General features: G+C 62.9%; 31 protein-coding genes, 1 tRNA gene and 2 pseudogenes. 20 read left to right on the top strand and 14 right to left on the bottom strand.

Features of this window, described 5'->3' with window-relative positions; all coding sequences use genetic code 11:
- Positions 1-41: 41 nt before the first annotated feature.
- Positions 42-117 (top strand) — tRNA-Lys (locus tag AKL29_RS12585).
- A 45-nt stretch (positions 118-162) separates the two neighbouring features.
- Here the strand turns inward: AKL29_RS12585 and AKL29_RS12580 are convergent.
- A pseudogene (locus AKL29_RS12580) lies at positions 163-369 on the bottom strand (hypothetical protein); the annotation flags it as partial.
- Between the two features lie 469 nt (positions 370-838).
- Here AKL29_RS12580 and AKL29_RS12575 point away from each other — a divergent pair.
- Both AKL29_RS12575 and AKL29_RS46280 read left to right on the top strand, forming a co-directional pair.
- Positions 839-2212, top strand: coding sequence for a TubC N-terminal docking domain-related protein (locus AKL29_RS12575; protein WP_050384382.1), 1374 nt, complete (start codon positions 839-841; stop codon positions 2210-2212).
- A gap of 773 nt (positions 2213-2985) precedes the next feature.
- Entirely contained in the window at positions 2986-3117 is a 132-nt protein-coding gene (locus AKL29_RS46280; RefSeq protein ID WP_256438746.1) for a hypothetical protein, read from the top strand.
- Positions 3118-3481: 364 nt separating this feature from the next.
- On the opposite strand, the gene AKL29_RS12565 is transcribed toward AKL29_RS46280, so the two are convergent.
- A complete protein-coding gene (locus AKL29_RS12565; RefSeq protein ID WP_050384381.1) occupies positions 3482-3718 on the bottom strand; it encodes a hypothetical protein in 237 nt (78 codons plus the stop codon).
- 201 nt (positions 3719-3919) lie between these two features.
- Positions 3920-4084, bottom strand: a pseudogene (locus AKL29_RS44720) (ribonuclease Z); the annotation flags it as partial.
- A gap of 217 nt (positions 4085-4301) precedes the next feature.
- Here AKL29_RS44720 and AKL29_RS12560 point away from each other — a divergent pair.
- From AKL29_RS12560 to AKL29_RS12550, 3 genes are all read left to right on the top strand, one after another.
- A complete protein-coding gene (locus AKL29_RS12560) occupies positions 4302-4589 on the top strand; it encodes a DUF5658 family protein (protein ID WP_193395206.1) in 288 nt (95 codons plus the stop codon).
- Between the two features lie 236 nt (positions 4590-4825).
- A complete protein-coding gene (locus tag AKL29_RS12555; RefSeq protein WP_050384380.1) occupies positions 4826-5515 on the top strand; it encodes a GDSL-type esterase/lipase family protein in 690 nt (229 codons plus the stop codon).
- 258 nt (positions 5516-5773) lie between these two features.
- A complete protein-coding gene (locus AKL29_RS12550) occupies positions 5774-6841 on the top strand; it encodes an acyltransferase family protein (RefSeq protein ID WP_160321741.1) in 1068 nt (355 codons plus the stop codon).
- Positions 6842-7172: 331 nt separating this feature from the next.
- Here the strand turns inward: AKL29_RS12550 and AKL29_RS12545 are convergent, their stop codons facing one another.
- Both AKL29_RS12545 and AKL29_RS12540 read right to left on the bottom strand, forming a co-directional pair.
- A complete protein-coding gene (locus AKL29_RS12545; RefSeq protein WP_050384378.1) occupies positions 7173-8078 on the bottom strand; it encodes a ribonuclease Z in 906 nt (301 codons plus the stop codon).
- 218 nt (positions 8079-8296) lie between these two features.
- Positions 8297-8491: a hypothetical protein gene (locus tag AKL29_RS12540; protein ID WP_016846119.1), complete on the bottom strand. Its 195-nt coding sequence runs from the start codon at positions 8489-8491 to the stop codon at positions 8297-8299.
- 266 nt (positions 8492-8757) lie between these two features.
- Between AKL29_RS12540 and AKL29_RS42795 the strand changes: the two genes are divergently transcribed.
- Positions 8758-8976 (top strand): hypothetical protein, encoded by a 219-nt coding sequence (locus AKL29_RS42795; RefSeq protein WP_050384377.1) that lies wholly within the window; start codon positions 8758-8760, stop codon positions 8974-8976.
- Between the two features lie 27 nt (positions 8977-9003).
- Here the strand turns inward: AKL29_RS42795 and AKL29_RS12530 are convergent, their stop codons facing one another.
- The 3 genes from AKL29_RS12530 to AKL29_RS12525 form a co-directional block, all read right to left on the bottom strand.
- Entirely contained in the window at positions 9004-9462 is a 459-nt protein-coding gene (locus AKL29_RS12530) for a hypothetical protein (RefSeq protein ID WP_050384375.1), read from the bottom strand.
- Positions 9463-9497: 35 nt separating this feature from the next.
- The gene (locus AKL29_RS43295) at positions 9498-9662 is read right to left on the bottom strand and encodes a hypothetical protein (protein WP_016846117.1); all 165 of its coding nucleotides are present in this window, start codon (positions 9660-9662) and stop codon (positions 9498-9500) included.
- An 88-nt stretch (positions 9663-9750) separates the two neighbouring features.
- Positions 9751-10011: a DUF3551 domain-containing protein gene (locus AKL29_RS12525; protein ID WP_028332076.1), complete on the bottom strand. Its 261-nt coding sequence runs from the start codon at positions 10009-10011 to the stop codon at positions 9751-9753.
- 376 nt (positions 10012-10387) lie between these two features.
- Here AKL29_RS12525 and AKL29_RS12520 point away from each other — a divergent pair, with 376 nt between their 5' ends.
- Positions 10388-11143 (top strand): anthrax toxin lethal factor-related metalloendopeptidase, encoded by a 756-nt coding sequence (locus tag AKL29_RS12520; RefSeq protein ID WP_244481968.1) that lies wholly within the window; start codon positions 10388-10390, stop codon positions 11141-11143.
- A 157-nt stretch (positions 11144-11300) separates the two neighbouring features.
- Here the strand turns inward: AKL29_RS12520 and AKL29_RS12515 are convergent, their stop codons facing one another.
- Positions 11301-12152 (bottom strand): 3-hydroxybutyryl-CoA dehydrogenase, encoded by an 852-nt coding sequence (locus AKL29_RS12515; RefSeq protein ID WP_018271573.1) that lies wholly within the window; start codon positions 12150-12152, stop codon positions 11301-11303.
- A gap of 137 nt (positions 12153-12289) precedes the next feature.
- A complete protein-coding gene (locus AKL29_RS41825; RefSeq protein ID WP_152977552.1) occupies positions 12290-12481 on the bottom strand; it encodes a hypothetical protein in 192 nt (63 codons plus the stop codon).
- A gap of 251 nt (positions 12482-12732) precedes the next feature.
- On the opposite strand from AKL29_RS41825, the gene AKL29_RS43290 reads away from it, so the two are divergent.
- The 7 genes from AKL29_RS43290 to AKL29_RS12490 all read left to right on the top strand — a co-directional run bounded on the left by AKL29_RS43290 (position 12733) and on the right by AKL29_RS12490 (position 16925).
- Positions 12733-12882 carry a hypothetical protein gene (locus AKL29_RS43290; RefSeq protein ID WP_167350391.1) on the top strand — a complete coding sequence of 50 codons (150 nt, stop codon included), beginning with the start codon at positions 12733-12735 and terminating at the stop codon, positions 12880-12882.
- A 215-nt stretch (positions 12883-13097) separates the two neighbouring features.
- Positions 13098-13313, top strand: coding sequence for a hypothetical protein (locus AKL29_RS12510; RefSeq protein ID WP_050384374.1), 216 nt, complete (start codon positions 13098-13100; stop codon positions 13311-13313).
- A gap of 128 nt (positions 13314-13441) precedes the next feature.
- Entirely contained in the window at positions 13442-13699 is a 258-nt protein-coding gene (locus AKL29_RS12505; RefSeq protein ID WP_050384373.1) for a hypothetical protein, read from the top strand.
- Positions 13700-13863: 164 nt separating this feature from the next.
- Positions 13864-15153, top strand: coding sequence for a hemolysin family protein (locus AKL29_RS12500; RefSeq protein ID WP_050384372.1), 1290 nt, complete (start codon positions 13864-13866; stop codon positions 15151-15153).
- A 120-nt stretch (positions 15154-15273) separates the two neighbouring features.
- A complete protein-coding gene (locus AKL29_RS12495; protein ID WP_018271570.1) occupies positions 15274-15873 on the top strand; it encodes a formyltransferase family protein in 600 nt (199 codons plus the stop codon).
- Between the two features lie 193 nt (positions 15874-16066).
- Positions 16067-16426 (top strand): hypothetical protein, encoded by a 360-nt coding sequence (locus tag AKL29_RS40605; protein WP_076828571.1) that lies wholly within the window; start codon positions 16067-16069, stop codon positions 16424-16426.
- A gap of 121 nt (positions 16427-16547) precedes the next feature.
- On the top strand, positions 16548-16925 hold the full coding sequence (locus AKL29_RS12490; protein WP_152977555.1) for a hypothetical protein: 378 nt from the start codon (positions 16548-16550) through the stop codon (positions 16923-16925).
- Between the two features lie 92 nt (positions 16926-17017).
- On the opposite strand, the gene AKL29_RS12485 is transcribed toward AKL29_RS12490, so the two are convergent.
- Complete coding sequence (locus tag AKL29_RS12485; RefSeq protein ID WP_028332084.1) at positions 17018-17416, bottom strand: RidA family protein; 399 nt, start codon at positions 17414-17416, stop codon at positions 17018-17020.
- A gap of 143 nt (positions 17417-17559) precedes the next feature.
- On the opposite strand from AKL29_RS12485, the gene AKL29_RS12480 reads away from it, so the two are divergent.
- Positions 17560-18435 carry a DMT family transporter gene (locus AKL29_RS12480; RefSeq protein WP_050384368.1) on the top strand — a complete coding sequence of 292 codons (876 nt, stop codon included), beginning with the start codon at positions 17560-17562 and terminating at the stop codon, positions 18433-18435.
- Between the two features lie 86 nt (positions 18436-18521).
- Here AKL29_RS12480 and AKL29_RS12475 read toward each other — a convergent pair whose 3' ends face one another.
- Entirely contained in the window at positions 18522-18761 is a 240-nt protein-coding gene (locus AKL29_RS12475; protein WP_050384367.1) for a BrnA antitoxin family protein, read from the bottom strand.
- A gap of 18 nt (positions 18762-18779) precedes the next feature.
- On the bottom strand, positions 18780-19754 hold the full coding sequence (gene cysK / locus AKL29_RS12470; RefSeq protein ID WP_028332086.1) for a cysteine synthase A: 975 nt from the start codon (positions 19752-19754) through the stop codon (positions 18780-18782).
- 224 nt (positions 19755-19978) lie between these two features.
- Here cysK and AKL29_RS12465 point away from each other — a divergent pair, with 224 nt between their 5' ends.
- Complete coding sequence (locus tag AKL29_RS12465; RefSeq protein WP_028332087.1) at positions 19979-20194, top strand: hypothetical protein; 216 nt, start codon at positions 19979-19981, stop codon at positions 20192-20194.
- Between the two features lie 9 nt (positions 20195-20203).
- Here AKL29_RS12465 and tgt read toward each other — a convergent pair whose 3' ends face one another.
- The gene (gene tgt / locus AKL29_RS12460; RefSeq protein WP_028332088.1) at positions 20204-21337 is read right to left on the bottom strand and encodes a tRNA guanosine(34) transglycosylase Tgt; all 1134 of its coding nucleotides are present in this window, start codon (positions 21335-21337) and stop codon (positions 20204-20206) included.
- Positions 21338-21585: 248 nt separating this feature from the next.
- Here tgt and AKL29_RS12455 point away from each other — a divergent pair, with 248 nt between their 5' ends.
- The 3 genes from AKL29_RS12455 (at position 21586) to AKL29_RS12445 (ending at position 24457) form a co-directional block, all read left to right on the top strand.
- Positions 21586-22719 (top strand): patatin-like phospholipase family protein, encoded by a 1134-nt coding sequence (locus tag AKL29_RS12455; RefSeq protein ID WP_050384365.1) that lies wholly within the window; start codon positions 21586-21588, stop codon positions 22717-22719.
- A gap of 96 nt (positions 22720-22815) precedes the next feature.
- A complete protein-coding gene (locus tag AKL29_RS12450; RefSeq protein ID WP_050384364.1) occupies positions 22816-23577 on the top strand; it encodes a TetR/AcrR family transcriptional regulator in 762 nt (253 codons plus the stop codon).
- A 262-nt stretch (positions 23578-23839) separates the two neighbouring features.
- Positions 23840-24457 (top strand): PepSY domain-containing protein, encoded by a 618-nt coding sequence (locus tag AKL29_RS12445; protein WP_050384363.1) that lies wholly within the window; start codon positions 23840-23842, stop codon positions 24455-24457.
- Positions 24458-24488 lie beyond the last annotated feature (31 nt).

Raw genomic sequence — 24488 nt, 5'->3', positions numbered from 1 at the left:
GCGGTTCACCGCTGGCGTCCGGATCTAATGTTCAGGTGAGTGAGCGCGTAGCTCAGGCGGTAGAGCACGTGACTTTTAATCATGGGGTCGAGGGTTCGAGTCCCTCCGCGCTCACCAAACAAATTCTTTGTCCAGCCCGGCGACATGGGTAACAGGTCGTACCTAAGACATGGGTGACAGCCTCGTGCCGAACGGGTTGTCGAGGGGTTGCAAGGTTTTCTGCTCCAGGTCGAAGTATCCCAAATCATCGTGCATGAAGCTGACGAGCAAAATGCCGTCGTCGACTTCCTCGATGCCGAGTTGTTGGCCGACCAGCACGGTGGAGATGTCGATCCGCTTGCGGTACAGGCAAAGCCGCCCGACGCTTGATGGAGCACGCGAGAGCATTCGAGCCGATCCAGGCGGCCGAATCTACATCGAGAAGATCAGCGCCCCCAATGCTCTACCGGGACAAGGCAACGCCGGCCGAGTGGACTGGGCTCCAGCATGCAATCGGAAAAAGCTGGCTTGAATATCACGAGAGCGGGACGTTCGCGCGGACGCTCCCGTCTGGGAAAGACCTGTTCGCCTGGGCTGTCCCATACGTTCGGAGTACCTCATCTAGTGGGGCTAAGGCCACGAGCCCTTGGCGTTTCGCACGTCGCAATATCCATCGGGAATTTGCACTTCCCCCGGCGCTAGGTCGGCGCCGCCCGCATGCATTTCAAGCGGACGGCGTTGGGTGTTCTCGCCATGCGGATGATTGACCAGGTGCCGAAAGAAGCTTGGGATGGCATCTGCCCGGCTCCTCCAAGGTCGGGCGCCCATTCCAAGGCGAAGCACCCGAGGACGATCTCAAATGGAAACGGCCACGCTTCTATCGGTTCTCCGCGACCGGAACGTCAGAGTATGGGTTGAAGGGGACCGCCTCAAGTGCAGCGCCCCCGCTGGCGCGCTTGACGCAGAGTTACGCGCGACACTGGCCGACCGAAAGCAAGAACTGCTCGCCTGGCTTCGGCAGGCGGAGACGCCGAAGAGCGGTCCGGCCGACTCCCTGCCGATCGAGCGCGAGGACGGGACAGGAGCGCTCCTGCCGACAGTTTCCAGGGAAGTTCCGCTGCCGATAATCCCGGCACAGCGTGAACGCATGAGCCGCTTCGTTAAGGAGTTCCGGAACTGCGGTTACGACCTCGCAAGCTGTGCCGAACGTCTTGAGGTCCTTCCTCGCCTCGGCGTCAATTTCTGGCAAAGAATGCGAATGTCCTGGACTCCTCGGAAGAGCGATCCGATCGACAATCTCATTACGCTCTTCATCGATGGCCAGCAGGTGAGCGCAGACGTTATCGCGAAGCAGATTTCGTCGTTCTTTGTCGATGCGGCCCTCGAAATGAGATTGGTTGAAAAAAACGGCGACTTGTTGCAGTCGAACTTCTGTTTGTTCCCATGTTATGGGAAATACCTGGTCACCGACCAAGCAGAGAAGAATACCGCAATCAATCAAGTCATGTGGTTGTGGGGAGAGAGCTTTATGCTCGGCGGCTTTGTGAAGCGGATCCCCCGCAGGCGCGCCATTGATCTCGGAACAGGCTCCGGAGTGCACGCTATTCTGGCAAGCGACCATTCTGCGACAGTAGTGGGCGCAGACGTCAGTCCACGCGCCATCGCCTTCTCCAACTTCAATGCAGCGCTAAACGAAAAGAGCAACATCGATTTCGTTACAAGCGATCTCTTCGATTCGATCGACGGGACATGTGATCTGCTGGTATGTAACCCTCCTTACGCACCGGACACTGCCGCCAAGGCGAGCGATAATTTTTGGAGCGGTGGAATAGAAGGCACTGAGCTTCTGCGGAGGGTCGTCGAGGCTCTTCCCACGAGGTTGGATGCGGACGGAACAGCGTACATCAATGCTCTGTTTCCGAATCCTCCGGGAACGAAAATCAGGGATCACTTCGATGCCTGGCTTGAAGGCAATCTCACGGAGTGGGACGTGCTGGATCACACCTGGCCTGTGCCGGGATATCAAGATTTGCTCTCCGAGCAGCCATTCCAGGGTGATATGAGCGCGTGGCGCTTTGGCGTGGTGAGTATGCGTCGATCTCGGATTGGCCGGGGTTGGTGGAAGGAAGTCGCAGGCAATGGCCTGTTCTTCCGAGAGGACGGAAGTTGCAGCGTAATCGCTGATCACGATGCCTACGGGTCACCTGCTGGAATATCGCCGAACAACTCGTAGGACACGGTGGAGCACAGCATCACTCCCGGCAGACGTCCGTCATGGCCTCGCCGTCCAGCAGATGGGCGACAAAGCTAAGGCGCTCTTCCATCACCGAACTCGCTTTGCGCGGCAACCACACCTCCCGCAGAACGGAAGCGGAAAGTGTAACCCATGTGTCCGGTACGGACCGTCGCCCATGTCTCGGGCCGCTCATACATTTTGAGCCAAGTAGTCAGCCTCCCAAACATTCGCGAAATTTCCGTGCGGCAGTGACATCGCTCTCGTGGTGTTTGGAAGCCGGCCCGGGCCCTGGCACCGGCCCCTCTTCTTAATTTTGTGTGAACCAAGCCACAGTTGTTCGGCGTGATCTTTAGTAGGTTTTCGGCGCTGGGGATTTCAGGGCCCAGAGGCTGGAAGAACAGGGCGCCGCCGGGACAACTCATTTCGGGCCCGGCGGCGTAAATTTTCGGGACGGTCAGAACTCCAATCCCAATGCTCGGACCAGACGCATTCGGACGCCAACGGCTCGTTGCTCTCCCTGTCGCAGTCCACGTTCGGCGTCGCCTGCGTCGAGCCTGCCTGCGGTTCTCCGGACCGGTTGGCGGCGCGTGTATTCCGGCATGAGCCTTGCTCTTTAGGTGGCGCAGGAAATTTCAGTGTCCCGGTTCGGAACAAGCTGCCGCCGGATGTGTCTTTTGGAGACGAGCAGCTGGATTCATTGGGAGGCATCGTTGAGATACGCAGCGCCCCTACAGTCAAGGTTTGTCGTTCGGAGAGGAAGCACCGACTGGATGGTTTATGATCGCGAGCTCAAGGGGCCAGCGCAGTTGAAGAAAGACGGCCACTTCGCCGAGAAGCTGACGAAGGAACAGGCCGAACACATCAAGCAGGCATTGACGGACGCCCTGAAGCCCGAGCCGTAGGCAAAGCTGGATCGAGTACCCCGATTGGTGGCGACACAAACCGCGAACAGATGACATCTGTGTTACCTCGTAAGGTATATGAACAGAGTTGGGCAAAGCGAACGAGGCGCGGCAAAATGGCGGCGCATCGATGGAGCAAATTAGGCCCCTGCGGGATTCAGCCTTGGCCACTGGACGTTCTGATCGGGCCAGAGTCGTCGTTGAAAGGGAACGATCGGGGAACAGCTCAAGGCACATCGAAAGCCGCCCGCCTCAGAAAGGTCACCCCCGCGCCGAGGGGTGGAGCGCGAGGCATGACGGCGCAAGCGCGCCGTTCAGCGCACAATTCGGAGCGAACATTCGGAACGCGGCTGGAGTTCGGCCGTCAAGATAACGGCAGTTCGCCCTGGCCGCCTGTCCAGTCGATAATGTCGAGCTGCAGCCCTCGCTTCAGCATCTCGGCCTCGAGGCTGCCGGCATGCCGCTTCCACTCGGGCGTCGCGCGGACGCGGAATTTTGGCTCTTCGCCGGCCGCCTCGAATTCGTCGTCGGCTCTGAGCGCACCGCGGACGGCTTCGTACATCATCTTCAGGCTGGCGTCGGTGAAGGCGCCGTAGTCCATCGGTCGTCTCCCTTGGCACTGTGAGACGCGAAAGGCCGCCACGTAGTCACTCGTGGCGGCCTTCTGCTAGCGGCCCATCCAGACGGCCTGGGACGACGTTGCGTGAGTCGGGTTAATGAAGCGTTGCTGGTACGGCACTGGCACGCTTTCACAGACAGCCTCGACAGCGTTCGGCCACCGGGATCGTGGAGGCCGCTGCACTCAGATCGCGATGCGATCGAAGTCGGCGGCTATCCGGCTGTTCGGGAAAATCCTCATCGCCTCCGTCAGAATGTCCTCATCCGGGTAGCGGCCGGAGATGTGGGTGAGCACGAGTTGCTTGACCCCGCTCCGCGCCGCGAGCGCGGCGGCTTCGTCAGCGGCAAGGCCAGCCCTTCAAGCGCAGCCACTTGGTGGCATTGCGAACCAACAAGGTTTCCGTTTTGAATCCGCCTTCGATGTGGTGGCTAGGCTAGCGATAAGAGGAGCCTTCGGAAAATGTCGAGCTGCTTCCAGCTGTATCCTCGTGGTGGAACCAACGATTAAGGAATCGACCTTAACTGTAGGGCTTTCACAGTCCGGCGGTCGAGACCGAGAGGCTGAAATGAATTTCGCAAAGCTGGTTTTGGTGCTTTCCGTCCTGCTACTAGGGTGTGCTGATCTCGCGACAACTAACAAGATTCTAGAAATGGGTTTCGGCGAGGCCAACCCGTTCATGCATTTGGCTCAAACGTGGCTCGGTGCATGGTGGCTGATCCCGAAGCTCGGTTTGACCTTCGTCATCATGGCGCTGCTTTGGCGCAGCAAGAGCATCTTCAACACAGCACTGGTGGTGGCTTTTTGCTCAACGCCTGTGATCAACAACTTGCTCCTCATCGCGGGCGCAAGCTGACCAATCATCCGTAGTCGAGATTTTTCTTTGACGAAAGAGAAGCTTGCTCGGGACGCCGCAGAGATATTTCGACTGCTGCGAACATTTCGCTCGATCAAGGATCGGACGGCACGGCGACGCATTATTGCGACGGCAGAGGCAATGGCCGAACGCAGCACAGCAGGCCGGCCACTAGACGGCTCCAAGGCGGACATGAGCACAAGATAACTATCGAGCAAATCATTGAAGCTTGCGTGATGAGCCCAATCGGCATGGTCGAGCATCTAAGTGGAACGGACAGCCGTCGAACCGAGCATGAGATTAGCTTTGCTCGCGACTGGCCGAATCTCGGCCAATACCGAGACAGCAATGCGGCGATAGCGGCGCCGTTGCGCGCGGTGTTTATCGGGGATTCTCTGACCGAAGCATGGCCCCACGTCGATTCTGAGTTGTTCTCGAACGGGATCGTCGGGCGTGGCATCGCTGGGCAGACCACGCCTCAGATACTGCTGCGTTTCATGGCAGACGTCGTCGCACTCAGGCCCAAAGTGGTTCACATTCTGTGCGGCTGCAATGACATTGCCGGCAATACCGGCCCGACGACCTTTCGCGACTATCAAAACAACGTGCTGGCGATGCTGACCCTTGCTGATGCGCACAACCTGCGTGTGATCCTCGGCAACTATGCCGATTACGACCTGTTCGCATGGGCGCCAGAAGTCGATCCCAAACCTTGGATCCGGCGCATGAATGCCTGGATCGAGGATACCGCAAGAATGCGGGGATATATATTTGCCGACTATCGAGCTGCATTCGGAGAGATCAATGACGCCAGAAAGGCGGCGATCATGCCTGATGGCGTCCATCCCAATGTCGCGGGTTATGCCTTGATGCGGCCTGTCGCGCTCCGAGCGCTGGACCAAGCCTTCGAACGGGCAGGCGCATAAGCAGCGAAACAAAGTGCCCGTCTAGGATGCCTCCATTCGCTGTCGTTCACCGAACTTATTGCGCACTCCTCGTGCTTCAGAGTGTAAGCCGTGACGGTCGCCATGGACACTCGCATTGCCAAACGGCGTGCTGAGAACTCCCATCCCGATCAGCAATGAGCGGCAATCACGCTTGCAGGTGCGGCGGCGCCATTCGCAGATATTGAATCCGAGCGAGTAACCCTATTATCATGTGCTTTTTTAAAGCAAATGATTTCGATGGGCGAGATGAAGCACAGCTCTGGGCTAGATGCGATCAGGGGCGTTGCGATTGGCTTGGTGTTGATCAGACACCTCATCGTCGAGGTGCACCACGATAGCCTGTTCGCTAAACTGTTTGTCCTTAGCGCGTGCGGCGTGGATCTCTTCTTTGTGCTGTCAGGCTTTCTGCTCGGAGGCATCCTGATCGACAATCGGTATAAGCAGAACTACTTCGAGGTTTTCTATGCGCGGCGCGCGCTTCGCATCCTTCCATTGTATCTGCTCTTGGTCATCCCGATCTGCAATTTGATCGGCGAGCCGCTATTTCCCTTTCTCACTTTCTCACAGAATTTTCTTTGGGCGGATGGCCGAGTTGGCAATCCGCTGACCGTCATCACGTGGTCGTTGGCGGTTGAAGAGCAATTCTACCTAATCCTGCCGGCAATCGTTCGATATTGGCCAACTGGCCGACTACTCCACTTGATTGTTGGACTAATCTGCGCCGCCCCAATCGCTAGGGTGATGCTCAATCATGCATATGGCGATACTGCTCCGGCGTACTTTCTCCTGCCCGCACGAATGGACGGATTGTTCCTCGGAGTATTGGCGGCTTGCCTGATCCGTAACCGCCAGAGCATTTGCTGGCTGAATGAACATCGACGAGAGCTGTACGTTGGAGCGATGCTTCTAACAGTGCCGCTGATTGTCATGACGTGGCTGATTTCGTGGCAGCAGGTAAGTGGGCGAAGCCCCTTGATGCAGTACCTGGGTTATAGCGCCGCGCCGCTCCTATTCTTTGTTGTGCTCTTGCTTGTCGTGACCGGAAGAAGGAGCGTCCCAAATGTGCTGTCCCCCCTTTGTTGGTTAGGCCTTGGTGCGTATTCGCTCTACCTGACCCACCGGTTATGTCTTTTTCTCGCGATTGGCGTCGTTGGCCAATATGTTTCGGCAATATCGCTCGCTTCTTCTGTCCTGGCGTCACTCGCTCTCTGGCTATTGATCGAGAAGCCGTTTATGACGTTCGGGCGCGAGCGATTTAAGTATAGGGACAGAGACAGCGATCTCGCTTCAATTCGGCCCGCGTAACTCGTCGGCATCTTATCGCCTGCCTTCAAGGTGAGGTGCCGGTCCCTCGTGCATCGAGAACGACGCTTCGCTTGTTTTTCGGCATGGACAAGCGAATGGACATCGTAAATTCAATCGCCGATCGCCCCAAGCGCCTTCTACAGACACTCTGGGGCGGCGCGTTGCCAAACTATCCGCCTGCGGTGCTCGGGCTACGACGATAACATGCAGCTTGGCCCGACAACTCGTATCGGCATTCAGCCCCGCCGGTGAAGCGTTGCTGGTACCGCACCGGCACGCTTTCACAGACACCCTCGACACGTTCCTCCACCGGGACCGTGGCGGCCGCCGCTCAGATTGCGATGCGATCGAAGTCGATGGCTATCCGGCTGTTCGGGAAAATTCTCGTCGCCTCCGCCAGAATGTCCTCATCCGGGTAGCGGCCGGAGATGTGGGTGAGCACGAGTTGCTTGACCCCGCTCCGCGCCGCGAGCGCGGCGGCTTCGCTGGCAGTCAAGTGTCCGTAGTCGCGCGCGATAGCCGCGTCGCGCTCGAGAAACGTCGCTTCGATCACCAGCACGTCGGCGTCCCTGGCGTGTTCGGCCAGCCCGTCGGTTGTTTCAGCATCACCGACAATGACGAGCTTCTTTCGCCCCTGGGCCGGGCCAAGCACATGCTCCGGATCGATGGTGCGACCATCGTCCAGCTTCACCTGCCGCCCCTCCGCGAGTTCCCGACGAACCGGCCCATCAGGCACGCGCAGCGCCAGAAGCCGGTCCGGGAGCAGATGCCGGCGCACCGCGCTCTGAAAGGAGAAGGCGAAGCTGTCCGTATCCCGGTGGCGGACCGGAAAGCAATCGATGGTGAATTCGCCGGCATCGAGGACCTGCCCCTCGCTCAACGGCACCAGATCAAGCGGGATCGGCGCTCTGCCCTCGCCCCATAGGCCTGCCAGCATCCGGACGACGACATCGAGCGTACCGGGTCCGGCATGAATCGTCATCGCATCCGAACTTTGCCGCAACCGGAGGGTCGAAAACAGCCCGGGGATGCCGAGCACATGATCGAAATGCCCGTGGGTCAACAGCAGATGATCAAGCCGTCGAAAGCCGGCGCCACTCCGCAGCAGCTGGCGCTGCGTTCCCTCGCCGCAATCGACCAGAATACGACTGCCGGCTGCCTCGACGAGGATGCCCGGGTGGTTGCGCTCGGGAGACGGCACGCTTGCCGACGTTCCCAGAAAAGTCAGCGAGAACATCGCAGCACCTCGCCTTCCGACTACCGACGGCGCCATGCCGCCGGGATCGCGCAATCTGATGGCAGCGTCGCCCGATGTGTTCAAGCACTTCGATGCGGACGACGGTGGACCGAGGCGTCCTGAAGCCGGCTGCGTTACGGGCAGACCGCATCCGCGCCGCCAACGGGATCGATCGTCGTGACCGGCGCGCGCGGCGGCCTCGTCACGCCCTCAACCGGTCACAGCCTCAAGCATCGAAACAGCTGCGCGAGCGCAGTGTTGGCGGATTGCGCGCGCCGTTCGACGATTTCGGCCGCGGCGGCGTAGTTGCGCGCCAGGATCTGGAGCGCGCGGCGGGCATCCGGCAGCGTGGATTGCTCCGCCATCTCCAGGCACTGATGCTCGAAATATCTGAGCTCCTCAAGTTCGGTCATTGGCGAATCGTCCGATCGGGTCCTGCATTTTCGAACTCAGTGCGCCAGCGCCCTAGTGAAAGTTTGGCAAGTTTGTTGCGGGGGCCGGGCAATCTGGTCGGAGTGTTTCTGGACGCATGATTTGATGATCACCGCTGCGTGACCGATGCGAGGTGAGCTGCGCGGATCGACAAGCGCGTGCAATCGTCTCACAATGCGGCGGTCTCGCTTGGCGAGCCCTGGAACGCACGCGGTTGATGCCGTAGCGAATTGGCTTTGTTGGACCGATGAGGAAACGCGATTGGGCTTTCGTGGCGGCCTGTGTGGCAGGCGCGCTGCTGTTCGGCGTCTGGAGTTTCCAGATGGGTATCGCGTTTCATCGATCCCAGCACGGTGCGACCGACCTCTCCAGTTCGCACCGGCGGAGCCAGGACGGTGCTTCCGCGCGCAGCCCGGCCCGGCTCGAGGCGGATGACGGCGATCAGCAGGCCGGACAGCCGCGATAGCGTTCGTCATCGCCAAATCGCGTCCGACTAGGCCCAAGCCAGGCCTGCCATGCCGGCGGCGCCATCGTCATCTGTCTTCGCATGCGTGAGCCGCCTGCGGCGCGTGCTGTCCTTGGCACGACGGTGACGAACGCCAAATCTGTGCAGCGCCATCGGCACATGCCGCATCGCGGCGCGGACGAGACCAATGGCCTGTCTGACGACGGCCACAACCGTTGCAACGCGGGTAAAGAAGCCGATCAGGAAGATCATCGAGAAGATGTCGATATAGGCCAGCACATCGCCGACCAGCATCAGCTCGGGAGGAAGCGGAATCCGGTGCCAATAGGCGCCGATCACGATCGCAACCGGAATCAGCGCGATCAGCTTCCGCAACGTCAGCCGATCGAGCAAGGCGGCGAGCTCAACGACCAGGATCTGCCACAGCCAATCGCCAAGCACGGCCGGCTTGTCGATCGTCCAAGTCTGCCACAAACGCTGCCACATCGCCGCTCGGCCTCCCCTTGCGCGCATTACCGGCGCTACGGCTTCGACGACGCCTCGCTGCCGCTGCCCTCGTCTGCGGCGCCTTGCGCATCAGCCGGATCGGCCGATGGAAAGATGCGCTCATAGTTCGCACGCGCCTCGCGGATCAGCCGCGCGCGCTCGCGTTCGGACTTCGAGATGAACCTGATGATCTCGCCCATATTCGCTCCAAGGCAAAAAAAATGATCCGACCGTCAGCTATGCAACCATCGTGCCCGACGGTCGCTTGGCCCGACCTCCTCGCACCGCTCAGCGGAATGCCCGCGGCGCCACCCGCTGCTGGCTGAACGCGACGCGCGGATTGATGCCGCAATAGGCGTCGCGGCCCGACGCGGATGCCTGGCACTGCTGGTAGGTCTGGTAGCCGCAATAGCCGGGATATCCCTCCTGCCGGCCCTGGATGCACCAGGGATACTCATAGGGATCGGCCGCCGCAGGCGACGCGGAACCGACAATCCAGCTCGTTCCGAGCGCCGCGAACGCCAGAATTGCCCAATTCGTCCTGCGCATGATCGTGTTTCCTTGCTCCATCGGCTCCCAGCCGCTGATCTAGGTACGCCTGCAGGATCTGCGAGGTTTCCGGTGACCGCCTCAAGAAGCTGTGACGATCGTTCGAAGCCTGGTCGCGGCACGGTGAGGACCGGCTGATCGATCATCGGCCCTCGCGGCCTCGAGACCCGCCGGCCCGCCATCTGCCGAGCCCCCCAACGCACGTAGTTAACCGGCGCCTAATCGCAGATGCGCGGTGGAAATGTACGACTTAAGCGCGCTGCAAGGCGGCTGCCCTAGTCTCCCGCGCGGCTCAATGGACGACGACACCCGGAGAGGCTCGTCGCACGGGGGATAATCATGCGCAGCGCGCTCATTGCTTCAATGATCCTGTCACTTGCGGCCGGGGCCGGCCGTTGCCGGACCACGAACGTCGGGGCCGTCCGAGGCGGCACCGAGCAGCGTCGAGAAATATCGCGGCTACGTCTTCGATCTCTCCGAGAACGCCGACCGGAAGGACGTTACCAGCATCGCCGACATGGTCCGCCGCCAACTCGACGTCGTGGAAACCGCAGGCTTCAGCCCGAAGGTGCTGCAGTTCTTCCATCGCGTGCCGATCGTTGCCAGCGAGATGGCGTGTCTCGATGAAGGCGCGGCGGCGGCCTGCTATGGCTTGACGGCGCCGGAATGGGATCGCGGCACGACGCGCGACGTCACCATCTGGGATCACGACAAGCAGCAATGGACCAATTCGGATCCGCTCGCGCTTGCGCTCGATTCCGGCATCGGCATCATCAGGATGCGTCCGAACATGATGCGTTACGCGAAGGACCCGGTGCTGCTGCACGAATTCCTCCACGCCTATCACGCCCGGCTGATGCCGAACGGCTATGAGAACAAGGGCATCAAGGCTTTCCTCAGCCAAGCGAAGTCGAAGGAACTGTTCGCCAAGGAGACCTATGCGTTGAAGAACCAGCAGGAGTTCTTCGCGGTGACGGCGAGCATCTTCCTGGCCGGCAAGGATTCCGAGCACGAACCCTATACGCGCGCCACGCTCAAGGAGAAGATGCCGGACTACTACAAGTATCTCGTCGGCCTGTTCGGCGCCGATCCCGAGGAAACCGGCGTCACGCCGGTCGCATCGGCCAACTGAACCCGGTATCCCACAAAAAAAACGAGGCCCGGTGTGCCTAGGAGACCGGGCCTCGTTTCTGATGTCCCCCGCCTCGTGGCGGATCAGGTCTTGTCGTTACGCGACCTTGTCCGCGCGATCCATCCCGGATGATTACGGGGTCGGGCGCGCGCCGGCCTCACTTGCTGTAGCTGTAGAACCCCTGCCCGGTCTTGCGGCCGAGATGGCCGGCATCGACCATTTCCTTCAGCAACGGCGCCGGCCGATATTTGGGGTCGTTGAAGCCGGTGTAGAACACCTCCATCACCGACAGCATCGTGTCGAGCCCGATCAGATCGGCGAGCGCGAGCGGGCCGATCGGATGGTTGCAGCCGAGCTTCATGCCGGCATCGATCTCCTCGGCGGTGGCAATGCCTTCCTGCAGCGCGAAGATCGCCTCGTTGATCATCGGGCACAGGATTCGGTTCACCGCAAAGCCGGGGCTGTTCTTCGCCGTGATCGCCACCTTGCCGACCCGCTTGGCGAAGGCTTCGGCCTTGGCGACGGTGTCGTCCGAGGTCTGCAAGCCGCGGATCAATTCGAGCAGCGCCATCACCGGCACCGGATTGAAGAAATGCATCCCGATGAAGCGGTCGGGACGATCGGTCGAGGCCGCAAGGCGGGTGATCGAGATCGACGAAGTGTTGGTTGCGACCAGCGCGCTCGGCTTCAGCCCCGCACAGAGATCCTTTAGGATCTTGATCTTCAGCTCCTCGTTCTCGGTCGCGGCCTCGATCACGAGATCGCAGGCGGCGAGCTTGGCCTTGTCGGTGGTCGCATTGATGCGCCCGAGCGTCGCGTCGCGATCGGCCGCGGTCATTTTCTCCTTGGCGACCAGCCGATCGAGACTGCTCCCGACCGTCTTCAAGCCGCGCTGGACCGCCGCGTCGGAGATATCCACCATGGTCACGCCGAGGCCTGCCGCAGCGCAGATCTGCGCGATGCCGTTGCCCATGGTCCCGGCGCCGATAATGCCAACCGTCTCAATCATTGCGTTCGTCCCTCGTCGCTTGCGCGGCCGCGCGGCCGCATCGTCAAAAACGGCGGACCGGAGGGGTCCGCGGATGGCGCATGAATAGCAGTCCGGCCGCACGGCCGATACAGCGGAAGCCGGTATTCCGGTGAGGTCTATTCCGGGCGCGGCTGGACAGGTCGCCTTGGCGGAACGGCTGGCCGCGGCGGCAATTGGGTGCGCGGTGGTTCGGCCGCGCGCGACGGTTCGAGCACGCGATTAAGTCGGACGATCCACCAGGCCAGCCGCCCGTAGCTGCGGCGCAGCGTCGATCCAAATCCCTCGTCGATGTCCTGGTCACGATCCATACCCCTATCATTAACGTGCATCCTTGAAGGAACGGTGAGCGCCATCACGTGCTGCACCGGCAATCGTTAGGAACCTGGCAACTATTTCGCGCAAGCCGTCGGTTGACGGCGTGGGCGCCGGTAATCTCCCGGATTGCGTGCGGGAGGCCTTGCGCCGCAGCATCGCCATGCCGGTGCGACTCGCATTTTGTTGATCGAATTTTCCGCGGCGCGCCGCGACACAAGGACATTAGACGACGAGGGCTACGCCCATGCTTTCTGAAAAATTCTTTTTGGTGCTCGAGACATTGCTCAACGGCCAGACCCATTCCGACGGAAGCCCCCGCGTGGTGAGCACCGCGCCCCACATCCCGGTCGAGCTTCCGCGCGAAGGCCAGCCGAAACGCAGCCCTTCCCGCTAGGCCGCTTGCTGGCGGCAGGTGGCCGCCAAGGCCGGGCTGGAGTTTCAGTCGCCGCGGCCACGTCGCTGCGGAATGCCGATCGCGACGTTTGCCTCCGCCAGTTGGCCCGTCGCGACGCACGAAGCCGTTCGGCCGGAGCGGCGCCTCGCCCGTGATCCAGCTCATAGGTGGCGAAGCCGAACCACGCTACACCGCTCCCGCAACGAGGTGGCGCCGTGGACGACAAGACCGACAGCAAGACCGATTTCGGAAGCATCGCCGTCGCAATCTGCGTCGCCGCCTACATCGCGATCATGCTGGCCTATCTCGCCCAATACGATCTCGGCCTGACCGCCGCGCAGACGCGTCATCTCTCGATGCTCGCAGCGCTGGTCCTCGCGCTGCCGGTCGCGCTGGATTTGCTGCGCACCGGGCCCGGCGACGCTCGCTGACGCGGGCACGAACAAGCCTGCAGCCTTCGATCTCCCCTGCAGCAAGCGCGCCTGCGCAACATAGCGCTAGGTGAAGTGACGCGAATCAGCGTTACTTTGCAACTGATCGCTTCGTGGGATTTGGCGGCATGACCCAGCCCGACGTGTTTGATCAGAAGGTTCTGGATCAGAACATTCGCGAACTGCAGGAATGGCTGCGCAGGGCCTGGCAGCAACTCGCGGACCCCTCGCTCACCGCCTTCTCCCGCCGCGAACTGCGCAACCAGATGAAGCAATGCAACGCCGATTTGCGCGTGCAACTGCAAGCCGCCTCCAAGCGGATGCTGATGCAGCCCGCCTCATCGGGCAGGAGGTTCGCCAAGCCGGCGCTGCGGATCCTCGCCTAGGACCTGATGCCAGCGCGCCAAAATGCCGCGATATCTTGCTGCATGCTGGCCATACGCACCCTCTGCTTGTGCAGGAACGCCCGACAAGGCACAGCAAAACCGCTCCGGTATGCCTATATTGGGCGTCATGTAGCGGCTCACGCCGCCAATGTTTAGGGACTCCCGTGTTATATCTGGAACTTGCGATCGTGGCGGTCTTGATCGTCGTCAACGGTCTGTTGTCGATGTCGGAGCTCGCGATCGTCTCCTCGCGTCCGGGGCGTCTTGCGGCGCTGGTCGAACGAGGCGTCAGCGGTTCGCGCCGCGCCCTTGCACTGGCCTCTGATCCCGGCAAGTTCCTCTCCACGGTGCAGATCGGCATCACGCTGATCGGCGTGCTGTCCGGCGCCTTCTCCGGCGCAACGCTTGGCCAGCGTCTGACCCAATGGCTGCTCGAGCTCGGCGTGTCCGCAAGCATCGCCGACGCGGTCGGCGTCGGCCTCGTCGTCGGCGTGATCACCTATGCCTCGCTGATCGTCGGCGAGCTGGTGCCGAAGCAGATCGCCTTGCGCGATCCCGAGTCGATCGCGGTCAAGGTCGCTCCGGCCATGACCATGATGGCGCGGCTGTCGCTGCCGCTGGTGTGGCTGCTCGACCGTTCCGGCAAGCTGCTGCTATGGGTCCTCGGCCATCGCGAGGATGCACAAGACCGCGTCAGCGAGGACGAGATCAAGACGCTGGTGGTGGAGGCCGAGAACGCCGGTGTGCTGGAGCCCGGCGAAAAGGAGATGATCGCCGGCGTGATGCGGCTCGGCGATCTGCCGGTCGGCGCGGTGATGACGCCGCGCCACGAGGTCAGCCTGATCGACCTCGCCGCCCCCGCGGCCGAGATCCTGGCGACGCTGCAGAAGAGCAGTCACTCGCGCTGCGTGGTGTTCGACGGCAACCGCGATCATGCGCTCGGCATCGTGCAGGCCAAGGACGTACTCGACGTCTACCTCGCGGGCCAGACGCCCGACATCCGCGCGCTCACGCGCGATGCGCCGATCATTCCGGAGACCGTCGACGCCCGCGACGTGGTCGCGATCCTGCGCGACTCCAGAGTGCATATCGGCCTCGTCCACGACGAGTACGGCACCTTCCAGGGCGTCGTCACCAGCGCCGACATCCTCGAGGCCATCGTCGGCGCCTTCCACACCGAGGAAGGCCCGGCCGAGCCTGCCTATGTCCGGCGCGCCGACGGCTCCTATCTGATCTCGGGCTGGATGCCGGCGCTGGAATTCAGCGAACTGCTCGGCATCACGCTGCCCTCGCCGCGGCCGTACCAGACCGCGGCCGGCTTCCTGCTGCATGAATTCGGCGCGATCCCCGATGTCGGCGCGAAAACCGCCGCGCAGGGCTGGGAATTCGAGATCGTCGACCTCGACGGCCGGCGCATCGACAAGGTTCTGGCCAGCAAGCCGCCGGCGGCCTGACATTGCCACCCGGCCGTCCTGTTGATAAGCGGCAAGACAGCGAAACAGGCCGCCGCGGTGTGCTATCGGCATAGCGGCGGCCCGAGCAATCCCCGAGTAAACCCCACGGAATAGATCCCCATGCGCATTACCCTTGTCGGTTCCCGCCATTTCGGCGTGACGACCCTGAACATGCTGCGCGAGCACCACGTCACGCTGGTCAGGGTGGTCGTCCATGACGGCGAGGACCGGCTGGCGGCAGCAGCCAGGGCGGCCGGCATCGAAGTCGTTGTGCAGGCCGATCCAAAGCTGGTGACGGCCGCCGAGATTGCGCCGGACACCGACCTGATCGTGACCGCCCATAGCCACGCCCGGGTCAGCAGAGAGGCGCTTGCCGCGTCCCGGCTCGGCGGCATCGGATACCACCCGTCGCTGCTGCCGCGCCACCGCGGCATCGCGGCGGTAGAATGGACCATCAAGGAAGGCGATCCGATCGCCGGCGGCAGCATCTATCACCTCGCCGACCGCATGGACGCCGGCGCGATCGCCGCGCAGGACTGGGTGTTCGTCAAGAAAGGTGAGACCGCCCGCGAGCTCTGGGAGCGCGCGCTGGCGCCGCTCGGCCTGCGTCTGCTCGCCCAGGTCATCGACTATGGCAAGGTCAACGGCTCGCTGCCGGCCAAGGTCCAGGATGAGCAGTTTGCGACCAAGGCGCCGAATCTGAGCCCTGGCAAACACTAACCCGAGCTAGAGTATAATAGTACCTTGCTCGAAAAGGCCATGCCCGGATTTTCCGTTCCTGATCCGGAACCGAATTCACCGTGATGTGTTTGAGTTCACAGGAACATTTGGGGACTCCCGCGACGCAGCAAATTTTGAACACATTGTGACAGGATAAGCCGCGTCATCACACGAAATTACAGGGATTTGATTCATGCGTTCGATCCGCATTCGCGACCTGATTTTGGTCACTTCGGTCGCTTCGGCTGCCGCCCTCACCGCTGCTCCCGTGTCCGCGCAGCAGCCTTATGACGGCCTTTGGAACGTCACCGTCGTCACCAAGACCGGCAGCTGCGAACCGTCGCAGAGCTCGACCGTGACCGTCGCTGAAGGAAAGATCTCGGCACAGGGCGCGGCGATCTCCGGCACCGTCGGCAGCGGGGGACTTGTGCGAGTCTCGATCAATGGTGCATATGCGAACGGACAACTCAGTGGCAACTCCGGATCGGGGAAGTGGAATGGGGCATCAGCTGGCGTACCGTGCAGCGGCCGATGGGAAGCATCCCGTCAGTAAGATCACCAGCCTATCAAGTTTCTTTGCCATCGCGCGGCGGCCAGCATTTGCATCCGCCGCATTTTTTGTGACCGCACTCGCAAGCACCACGGGCCATGCCCAGTCCGGCCCGTTCGCCGGCATGGCGGGCACCTGGTCGGGCGCCGGCTCGGTCACGCTGGACGACGGCTCCAGCGAGCGCATCCGCTGCCGCGCCACCTATCACGTCGGCGGGCCCCGGATGACCATGATCCTCACCTGCGCAAGCGACGCCTACAAGTTCAACCTGGCGGCCGATGTGCAGGCCGAAGGCAGCGCGGTCAGCGGCAATTGGAGCGAGTCCAGCCGCAATGTCAGCGGCTCGTTGCAGGGTCGCGGTGGCGGCGGCAACTTCCAGGTCGTTGCCAGTGCTCCCGGCTTCAACGCCGATATCTCGATGCGAACCACCGGCAACAAGCAGGCCGTTACCATCAGGGCCGACAGCCAGTTCCGCGGCGCCAGCATCACGCTGTCGAAGTAATCGATCCGCGCTCCAACGTGGAAAGCCCTCGGGTCATCCCCGAGGGCTTTTGTTTGGCTGAGCGGCAATTCCTCGCGTACGCCCCAGCGGTGCTATGCCGCAGGCACGAATGCCGTGACCTCGATCTCGACCTTGGCGCGCTGATCGACCAGCCCGCCGATATAGAGCAGCGTCGACGGCGGGAAATTGCGCCCGAGCGTCTCCTTCCACGCCGCGCCAATACCGGCGCCCGCGGCCTCATACTCGCTGCGGCTGGTCAGGTACCAGGTCAAGCGGACGATGTGCTCGGGGCCGGCACCGGCTTCGTTCAACAGCTTGATGATGCGCTTCAACGCGGTGCCGACCTGGGCGGCCATCTCGGGGGCGTAGTCGCCCTTCTCGTCGCCGCCGGTCTGCCCCGCCAGCACGATCCACCTGCCGGGCGCGTCGAACGCGACACCGTGCGAGAAGCCGCGGGGTTTCGACCATTCGGCTGGTTGCAAGACACGCATGAGCAGATCCTCCTGATTTGATTTTGCCGACCTGCTTAGCAGAGATCACATGGTTGACGCATCACCGCGCAGGCAGAATTGCGCGTTGCAAATTCATGGCAGCTCGCCGATACCGGGCACCCCTCCTCCGCTCGTTCCCCGTCATGGATCGCACGCCCTCAAAGACCCGCGCAGCATTGTGGATGTCCGGCTGGCTCGCGCTGATGCTGATCGTGGCGGTGGCCGGCCGCGAGGCGACGCGCGAGGTCAACGTCTTCCAGCTGATGGCCGTTCGCGGCGTGCTCGGCTTCGCGATGCTCTATCCGCTGATCCACATGAATGGCGGGTTTGCGATCGTGAAGACGGCACGGGTGCACGTCCATATCGCGCGCAACCTGATCCATTTCTGCGCGCAGCTCGGCTGGTTCTTTGCGCTGACATTGATCCCGATCGGCCAGGTGGTCGCGATCGAGTTCACGATGCCGATCTGGACCGCGATTCTTGCGGCGAGCTTTCTCGGCGAGCGGATGACGCGGTGGAAGATCGTCGCGATCGTGCTTGGCCTGGTCGGCGTGTTCGTGATCGTGCGGCCGGCGGCCGGCGCGATCAATCCGGGCCAGCTGATCGCGCTCGCCGCGGCGGTCGGCTTCGGCATCTCGGTCGCCGTGGTCAAGTCGCTGACGCGGACCGAGCAGACGCTGACGATCATGTTCTGGATGCTCGTGGTGCAATCGCTCGCGAGCATCGGGCCTGCGCTCTACGTCTGGACCTGGCCGCCGCTCTCGACCTGGGGCTGGCTCGCCTTGATCGCGTTCTGCGGCACGTTCTCGCACTATTGCATGGCACGCGCCCTGCTCCACGCCGACGCGACTGTCGTGATCCCGATGGATTTCGTCCGCGTGCCGCTGACGGCGATCGCCGGCTGGCTGATCTATGCCGAAAGGCTCGATGTCTACACGGTGCTCGGCGCGGCCATGATCCTGGCCGGCAACCTCATGAACCTGAAACCGACCGCGAGGAAGCCGGCGCGCGCGAGGTGACATCCGTGCCGTGCGAGCGCAGCACCGCCGCGCGCCACCCGCCAAAGCCCGGGGATCGTCCCGCGCCTCCTGGCTTCGAAAGCGTGTTACTTTCCGGCGGCCTTGCGCAGCGCCGCGTTGATGCGGTCCTGCCAGCCGGGGCCGCCCTCCTGGAAATACGCCAGCACGTCCTGATCGATCCGCAGCGTGACCTGCTCGCGGACGCCGGGGACAGCGACGGTCTTTGGCACCGCGTCCGCGACCTTGGTGGTGGCGCGCTTGAACGCCGCCTCGGCTTCGCTGCGGGCATCGCTCAGGGTTCGCGGTCGCCTCGGCTGGTCAGCCATATACTGGATTCCTGTGTCTCAGATTCCTTCAAACAGTACCGTCGAGAGATAGCGCTCCGAGAACGACGGCACAATCGCCAGAATGGTTTTGCCGGCCGCTTCCGGCCGCTTGCCGATCTGCAAGGCGGCAGCGATCGCGGCACCCGACGAGATACCGCCGGGAATGCCTTCGTTGCGCGCCAGCTCGCGCGCGGTCTCGATCGCGGTCGCGCTGTTGACCTTGACGATCTCGTCGATCACGGAGCGGTCGAGGATCTCAGGGATGAAGCCCGCGCCGATGCCCTGGATCTTGTGCGGCGTGTGCTGGCCGCCCGACAGCACCGGGCTCTCTTCGGGCTCCACCGCGACGACACGCAATGATGGCTTGCGCGGCTTCAGCACCTGGCCAACGCCCGTGATGGTGCCGCCGGTGCCAACGCCGGCGACGAAGTAATCGATGTTGCCGCCGGTGTCGTTCCAGATCTCCTCGGCGGTGGTGCGGCGATGGATCTCGGGATTGGCGAGGTTCTTGAACTGCTGCGGCATGACAGCGTTGGGCGTCGTGCGCACCAATTCTTCTGCGGTCGCGATCGAGCCCTTCATGCCCTGCGCGGCCGGGGTCAGCACAATCTCCGCACCGAGAAAGGCCAGCATCCGCCGTCGCTCGATCGACATCGATTCCGGCATGACGAGCTTGAGCCGATAGCCGCGCGAGGCCGCGACATAGGCAAGCGCAATCCCGGTGTTGCCCGAGGTCGGCTCGATCAGCACGGTGTCGGCGTTGATGATGCCGGCCTTCTCCATCGCCACGATCATCGCCGCGCCGATGCGGTCTTTCACGCTGGCCGCCGGATTGAAGTATTCCAGCTTGGCGAGGATCGTCGCGTTGACGCCAGCCGCCTGCGGCAATCTGCGCAGCCGCACGATCGGCGTGGAGCCGATCGCATCGACGATGGAGTCAAAGACGCGGCCGCGTCCGGGTTGCACTGCACTCGTTGTCGACGGCGCGTCCATCAAGCGGCTCCTGTAGCGGATGTGCTGGGAATATGCGGTCTTGTCTCATTAGAAGCAGCGCACCATGGCGCGCAAGTGAGAAACCGCCGCAATGCGAATTCGTTGCATCGCAAAATAGAACCTGCGCAAATAACGTAAAACCTACGCATTTGTGTTGCGACAAGGTCAAACAAATGGGTTTATATACTTTCGTCAGGTGCAGCTCAGAACGCAAAGGAGGTCACATGCCAGCTCTCGCTGAAGTTCTGTCGACCACAGCGTCCAGGCCCGATCCGCGCGGCTGCGATTTGCCGACCTGTCCGGTGTGTGCGGACTCCATGGTGGCGGCGGAAGCGTCCGCGTACCTGTTCGACAATTTGATCAGCTATCTCTGGACCTGCGACAATTGCGGTTACGGGTTCGTTACCAAACACGCGGTGAAACCGATCGTGTGCAACTGATCACACAGCTCATCTTGGAGCGATGTCACCGCGCGCCCAACCGGCGCGCGTTTTCGTTCTGAAGTCCTCGAACGTGCCGTTCGCCACCGCATCGCGGATGCCCTGCATCAGCTGCTGGTAATAGGCGACGTTGATTTCGGACAGCAGCATTGCCCCAAGTGTTTCGCCCGACCGCACCAGGTGATGCAGATAGGCGCGCGAATAGCCGTTCGCCGCCGGCCACGGGCTTTCTTCATCGAGCGGACGCGGATCGTCGACGTGCCGGGCGTTGCGCAGGTTGATCTGCCCGAAGCGGGTGAACGCCATGCCGTGGCGTCCGTTCCGTGTCGGCATCACACAGTCGAACATGTCGACGCCGCGCGCCACCGCCTCGAGGATGTCCTCCGGCGTGCCGACGCCCATCAGATAACGCGGCCGATCGACCGGGAGCGCCGGCGCGGTCTCTTCGATCATCGCCAGCATGACCGCCTGCGGCTCGCCGACCGCGAGGCCTCCGATCGCGTAACCGTGAAAGCCGATGCCAGTCAGCCCGCGCGCGCTGGCGTGTCGCAGATCCGGGACGTCGCCGCCCTGCACGATGCCGAACAGCATGTAGCCGTCGGGCGCCGCTTCAAACGCGCGCTTGGAGCGCTCGGCCCAGCGCAGCGACAGCTGCATCGCGCGCTCGATGTCGGCGCGTTCCGCCGGCAACCGCACGCATTCGTCCATCTGCATGGCGATGTCGGAGCCGAGCAGCCGCTGCACCTCGATCGAGCGCTCCGGCGACAGCTCGACCTTGGTGCCGTCGATATGCGAGCGGAAGGTCACGGCCTTCTCGGTCACCTTGCGCAGCTCCGACAGCGACATCACCTGGAAGCCGCCGGAATCCGTCAACATCGGGCCGCCCCAGCCGGTGAAGCGCTGCAGGCCGCCAAGCCCGGCAATGCGCTCGGCGCCGGGACGCAGCATCAGGTGATAGGTGTTGCCGAGCACGATATCGGCGCCGGCATCGCGCACCTCGCGCCAATGCATGCCCTTCATCGCGCCCGCGGTGCCGACCGGCATGAAGGCGGGCGTCCGCACGAGGCCGTGCGGCGTGGTCAGGCGCCCGGTGCGGGCGGCGCCGTCGGTTGCCAGCAGCTCGAAATGATTGGGAAGATTCATGCGGCTGCTTATTGCGTGTCGCCGGTGCCCGATCAACCCGTCGGATAACGGCCCTCGCGCGACTTCGTGAACACGGACAACCGGCCGGACGCTTGCCTTGCATCATCAGCTAGCTTAAACAAAACGAAACCGTGTCGTTTTATGACGACAATATGGCAACCGGCTCCCCGCAGCGACGTCGATCCGCGAACGTGACTGGCAGAGATGGTCTTACCCCTAGCGTCCGGCCCGCCGGCGCCGGCCCTTGGATGACGGCTGCCTGCGCGATCCGGCAGGCGGTGCTGCTGTGCGGCCTCGCCCTAGCGCTTTCGGCCTGCAGTTCGCTGCCGCGGATGCCTTACACGGCCGCCGACGCCGCCAATTCCCGCGTGCTCGATCTCGATGGGCTGCGCCGCTATGCCGACGAGCCGGCATCAAAATTCAAGCTCGAGAAGCGCAGCGTCGCGCCGATCACGAGTTATCTCGCCCTCTCGGGCGGCGGTGCCGACGGCGCCTATGGCGTGGGCGTCCTCAACGGCTGGACCGCGGCCGGCAACCGCCCGGCCTTTTCGGTCGTCTCCGGCGTCAGCACCGGCGGACTGATTGCGCCCTTTGCCTTCCTTGGCCCGCGCTACGACGACACGCTGAAGGAGGTCTACACCTCGGGCATCGCGGAAAGCCTGCTGCAGGATCCGAGCCTGATGCGGGTGCTGTTCGGCTCCGGCCTGTTCGGCAACAAGCGGCTGCGCGAACTGGTGGCGCGCTACGTCGGTCCGGAGATCCTGAGCGAGGTGGCGCGCGAAAACGCCAAGGGCCGAAAGCTCCTGATCGTCACCACCGATCTCGACACCCAGCGCACGGTGATCTGGGACATGGGGCGAATCGCCGCCGTCGGAACGCCCGAGGCGGTGCAGCTGTTTCGCGACGTAATGGCCGCCTCCGCCAGCATCCCGCTGGTGTTTCCGCCGATCATGATCGACGCCGAGGGCCAGGGCCGCCGCTTCCAGGAGATGCATGTTGACGGCGGCGTGACCGCGCCGGTGCTGACATTGCCGGATGCGCTGCTGTTCCGCGAGCGCGGCTGGCCCGCCAACAGCCGTATGAACATCTACATCCTCGTCAACAAGAAGCTCGAGGGCAACTTCGAGCTGGTGTCGAATTCGACGATCGACGTCGCCTCCCGCAGCATTTCCGCGATCACGCAGGCGCAGACGCGCTCGGTCATCCTCTCGACCTATGACTTCGCCCGGCGCAACCGGCTGGGTTTCCATCTATCCTACATCGAGCGCGACTATCCGGCGCCGGAGACGCAGGGCTTCGACACCGCCTATATGCGCGCGCTCTACCAGTACGGATACGACAAGGCCGCCGCCGGGCAGGCCTGGACCGCGACGCCGCCGTAGGCGGCCTGCTCCCGGTACCGCCGAATGGACGAATCCGCTCGGCGCGGGTTATAGACCGGACGGACCCGTCCGACGCACAACGAGATGAATGGGCAAATGGGATTGACCGCAACCAAGGCCAAGGTGGCCAAGCGCAGCGTGATCAAGTCACGCGGCGGCCGGCCGACGCGGGACGCTGCGATCGAGCGCGACCAGCGGCTGATCGAGGTCGCTACCCGCCTGTTCCTCGAGCGCGGCTTCGATGCGACGTCGATCGATGCGGTGGCCGAGGCCGCCCGCGTCAGCAAGCCCACCGTCTACGGTCAGTATGGCGACAAGCGCGGCCTGTTCGCCGCGGTGCTCCGCCGCGAGATCGCCCGCTGGCTTGCCCCGCTCGCCGCCGCGGCGGCCGAAGCGCAGGCCGGCGGCAACTGCGACGGTTCGGTCGAGGAACGGCTGACCGAGCTCGGGCGTCAGTTGTTGGTGCTGAATTGCAGCGCCGACTCCATTGCCTTCAGCCGGATCCTGACCGCGCAGGCAATTAATTTCCCCGAGGTCGCCAAGCTTGCCGTCGACGAGGGCTGGTCGAAAGCGGTGTCCACCACGGCGGATTTCTTCGACCATCTGGTCGACAAAGGCGCCCTCGACCTCGAGGACACCACGATCGCGGCCGAGACATTCCTCAACATGGTGGTCGGCCACACCCACCGGATGGCGACATTCGGAATTCCGATTGACATGAAGACCGCCGAGACCCGGATGGAAGTCTCGATCCGGCTGTTTCTCGCCGGCGCCGTCGGGCCGCAGGACCGGCTTCGTGATGCGGCCAAAGAGGCGATCAAGGAAGCGACGAAGACGCGCCGTCGCCCGGCCCGCTGACAGTTTTAGGATCGTTGCATCGCCTCACACGTTGTCGTGATGAGCCTTGAAGGAAACAGAACGAAACCGTATTGTTTAGTTGCAATGGGACGCGAGACCCAAGTTCAGCCCCCCAACGGTTTCGTGTCGCCTTGTAACTTCGATCGTCACGACGGAGCTGCCGCCATCGCTCCGTCTGAACGTTCGGCGGCCGACCTCTGACTAACAAAGGTCGGCCGCACTTTCTCTGCCCGGGCGGCGGTTCGACGCGACGGATGCGACCATGACGACGGGACGATTACACGCACTGCGGCATTGGGCATTCGGCACGCGGCTGCTGGCAACCGCGCTCATTGCCCTGCCCTTCGCGACGCCGGCGCACGCGATCACGAGCTCGACGGCCGCAGCGCTCACCCCGCAGGATAACGACACCGCGCTCGACGCGCACACGGTTCGCCGCGAGCTCGACAGCTTCCAGGCGGCCCAGATCTCGCTGCGCAAGGCGATGGCGATTGCGGAGGCGCTGCATTCCGGTTCGATCACCGCCGACATCAGCTTCGACGGCGCGTCGGAGCCCGCGGTCTACCGGGTCAAGACTATGCAGCAGGACCGCATCTGGCGGCACGCCATCGACGCGGCGACCGGCGAAGTGGTGGGTGGCGAGGCCGCCGCGCCGCTGAAGTCGCTCGGCGCCGAAGACCGTGACAACCTCGTCGTGCTCAAGGCGCTCCGGCATCGCCTCGCCGACGCCGTGCGGGTGGCCGAGCGCACGACCTCCGGGAAGGCGATCAGCGGCGGCCTGATGCGCGAACGCGGCAAGCTCAATTTCGTCATCGTCGTGCTCGCCGGCAGCGACCTGAAAGAGGTGATCCTCGAACCGCCCGGCGCGCGCAGGCGCTGAGGCCAAGAGCGTTTTCGAGCGAAGCGGACAG

This window comes from Bradyrhizobium pachyrhizi, from assembly GCF_001189245.1.
Classification (GTDB): Bacteria; Pseudomonadota; Alphaproteobacteria; order Rhizobiales; family Xanthobacteraceae; genus Bradyrhizobium; species Bradyrhizobium pachyrhizi.
The sequence above is the reverse complement of the archived record's forward strand: the minus strand, read 5'-3'. Positions and strand labels throughout refer to the sequence as shown.

Excerpts from the sequence above, each read along its gene's own strand:
- AKL29_RS12575 (WP_050384382.1), top strand. The coding sequence starts at position 839 with ATGGAAACGGCCACGCTTCTATCGGTTCTCCGCGACCGGAACGTCAGA.
- AKL29_RS46280 (WP_256438746.1), top strand. The coding sequence starts at position 2,986 with ATGGTTTATGATCGCGAGCTCAAGGGGCCAGCGCAGTTGAAGAAAGAC.
- AKL29_RS12565 (WP_050384381.1), bottom strand. The coding sequence starts at position 3,718 with ATGGACTACGGCGCCTTCACCGACGCCAGCCTGAAGATGATGTACGAA.
- AKL29_RS12560 (WP_193395206.1), top strand. The coding sequence starts at position 4,302 with ATGAATTTCGCAAAGCTGGTTTTGGTGCTTTCCGTCCTGCTACTAGGG.
- AKL29_RS12555 (WP_050384380.1), top strand. The coding sequence starts at position 4,826 with ATGAGCCCAATCGGCATGGTCGAGCATCTAAGTGGAACGGACAGCCGT.
- AKL29_RS12550 (WP_160321741.1), top strand. The coding sequence starts at position 5,774 with ATGGGCGAGATGAAGCACAGCTCTGGGCTAGATGCGATCAGGGGCGTT.
- AKL29_RS12545 (WP_050384378.1), bottom strand. The coding sequence starts at position 8,078 with ATGTTCTCGCTGACTTTTCTGGGAACGTCGGCAAGCGTGCCGTCTCCC.
- AKL29_RS12540 (WP_016846119.1), bottom strand. The coding sequence starts at position 8,491 with ATGACCGAACTTGAGGAGCTCAGATATTTCGAGCATCAGTGCCTGGAG.
- AKL29_RS42795 (WP_050384377.1), top strand. The coding sequence starts at position 8,758 with ATGAGGAAACGCGATTGGGCTTTCGTGGCGGCCTGTGTGGCAGGCGCG.
- AKL29_RS12530 (WP_050384375.1), bottom strand. The coding sequence starts at position 9,462 with ATGTGGCAGCGTTTGTGGCAGACTTGGACGATCGACAAGCCGGCCGTG.
- AKL29_RS43295 (WP_016846117.1), bottom strand. The coding sequence starts at position 9,662 with ATGGGCGAGATCATCAGGTTCATCTCGAAGTCCGAACGCGAGCGCGCG.
- AKL29_RS12525 (WP_028332076.1), bottom strand. The coding sequence starts at position 10,011 with ATGCGCAGGACGAATTGGGCAATTCTGGCGTTCGCGGCGCTCGGAACG.
- AKL29_RS12515 (WP_018271573.1), bottom strand. The coding sequence starts at position 12,152 with ATGATTGAGACGGTTGGCATTATCGGCGCCGGGACCATGGGCAACGGC.
- AKL29_RS41825 (WP_152977552.1), bottom strand. The coding sequence starts at position 12,481 with ATGGATCGTGACCAGGACATCGACGAGGGATTTGGATCGACGCTGCGC.
- AKL29_RS43290 (WP_167350391.1), top strand. The coding sequence starts at position 12,733 with ATGCTTTCTGAAAAATTCTTTTTGGTGCTCGAGACATTGCTCAACGGC.
- AKL29_RS12505 (WP_050384373.1), top strand. The coding sequence starts at position 13,442 with ATGACCCAGCCCGACGTGTTTGATCAGAAGGTTCTGGATCAGAACATT.
- AKL29_RS12495 (WP_018271570.1), top strand. The coding sequence starts at position 15,274 with ATGCGCATTACCCTTGTCGGTTCCCGCCATTTCGGCGTGACGACCCTG.
- AKL29_RS40605 (WP_076828571.1), top strand. The coding sequence starts at position 16,067 with ATGCGTTCGATCCGCATTCGCGACCTGATTTTGGTCACTTCGGTCGCT.
- AKL29_RS12490 (WP_152977555.1), top strand. The coding sequence starts at position 16,548 with ATGGCGGGCACCTGGTCGGGCGCCGGCTCGGTCACGCTGGACGACGGC.
- AKL29_RS12485 (WP_028332084.1), bottom strand. The coding sequence starts at position 17,416 with ATGCGTGTCTTGCAACCAGCCGAATGGTCGAAACCCCGCGGCTTCTCG.
- AKL29_RS12480 (WP_050384368.1), top strand. The coding sequence starts at position 17,560 with ATGGATCGCACGCCCTCAAAGACCCGCGCAGCATTGTGGATGTCCGGC.
- AKL29_RS12475 (WP_050384367.1), bottom strand. The coding sequence starts at position 18,761 with ATGGCTGACCAGCCGAGGCGACCGCGAACCCTGAGCGATGCCCGCAGC.
- cysK (WP_028332086.1), bottom strand. The coding sequence starts at position 19,754 with ATGGACGCGCCGTCGACAACGAGTGCAGTGCAACCCGGACGCGGCCGC.
- AKL29_RS12465 (WP_028332087.1), top strand. The coding sequence starts at position 19,979 with ATGCCAGCTCTCGCTGAAGTTCTGTCGACCACAGCGTCCAGGCCCGAT.
- tgt (WP_028332088.1), bottom strand. The coding sequence starts at position 21,337 with ATGAATCTTCCCAATCATTTCGAGCTGCTGGCAACCGACGGCGCCGCC.
- AKL29_RS12455 (WP_050384365.1), top strand. The coding sequence starts at position 21,586 with ATGACGGCTGCCTGCGCGATCCGGCAGGCGGTGCTGCTGTGCGGCCTC.
- AKL29_RS12450 (WP_050384364.1), top strand. The coding sequence starts at position 22,816 with ATGGGATTGACCGCAACCAAGGCCAAGGTGGCCAAGCGCAGCGTGATC.
- AKL29_RS12445 (WP_050384363.1), top strand. The coding sequence starts at position 23,840 with ATGACGACGGGACGATTACACGCACTGCGGCATTGGGCATTCGGCACG.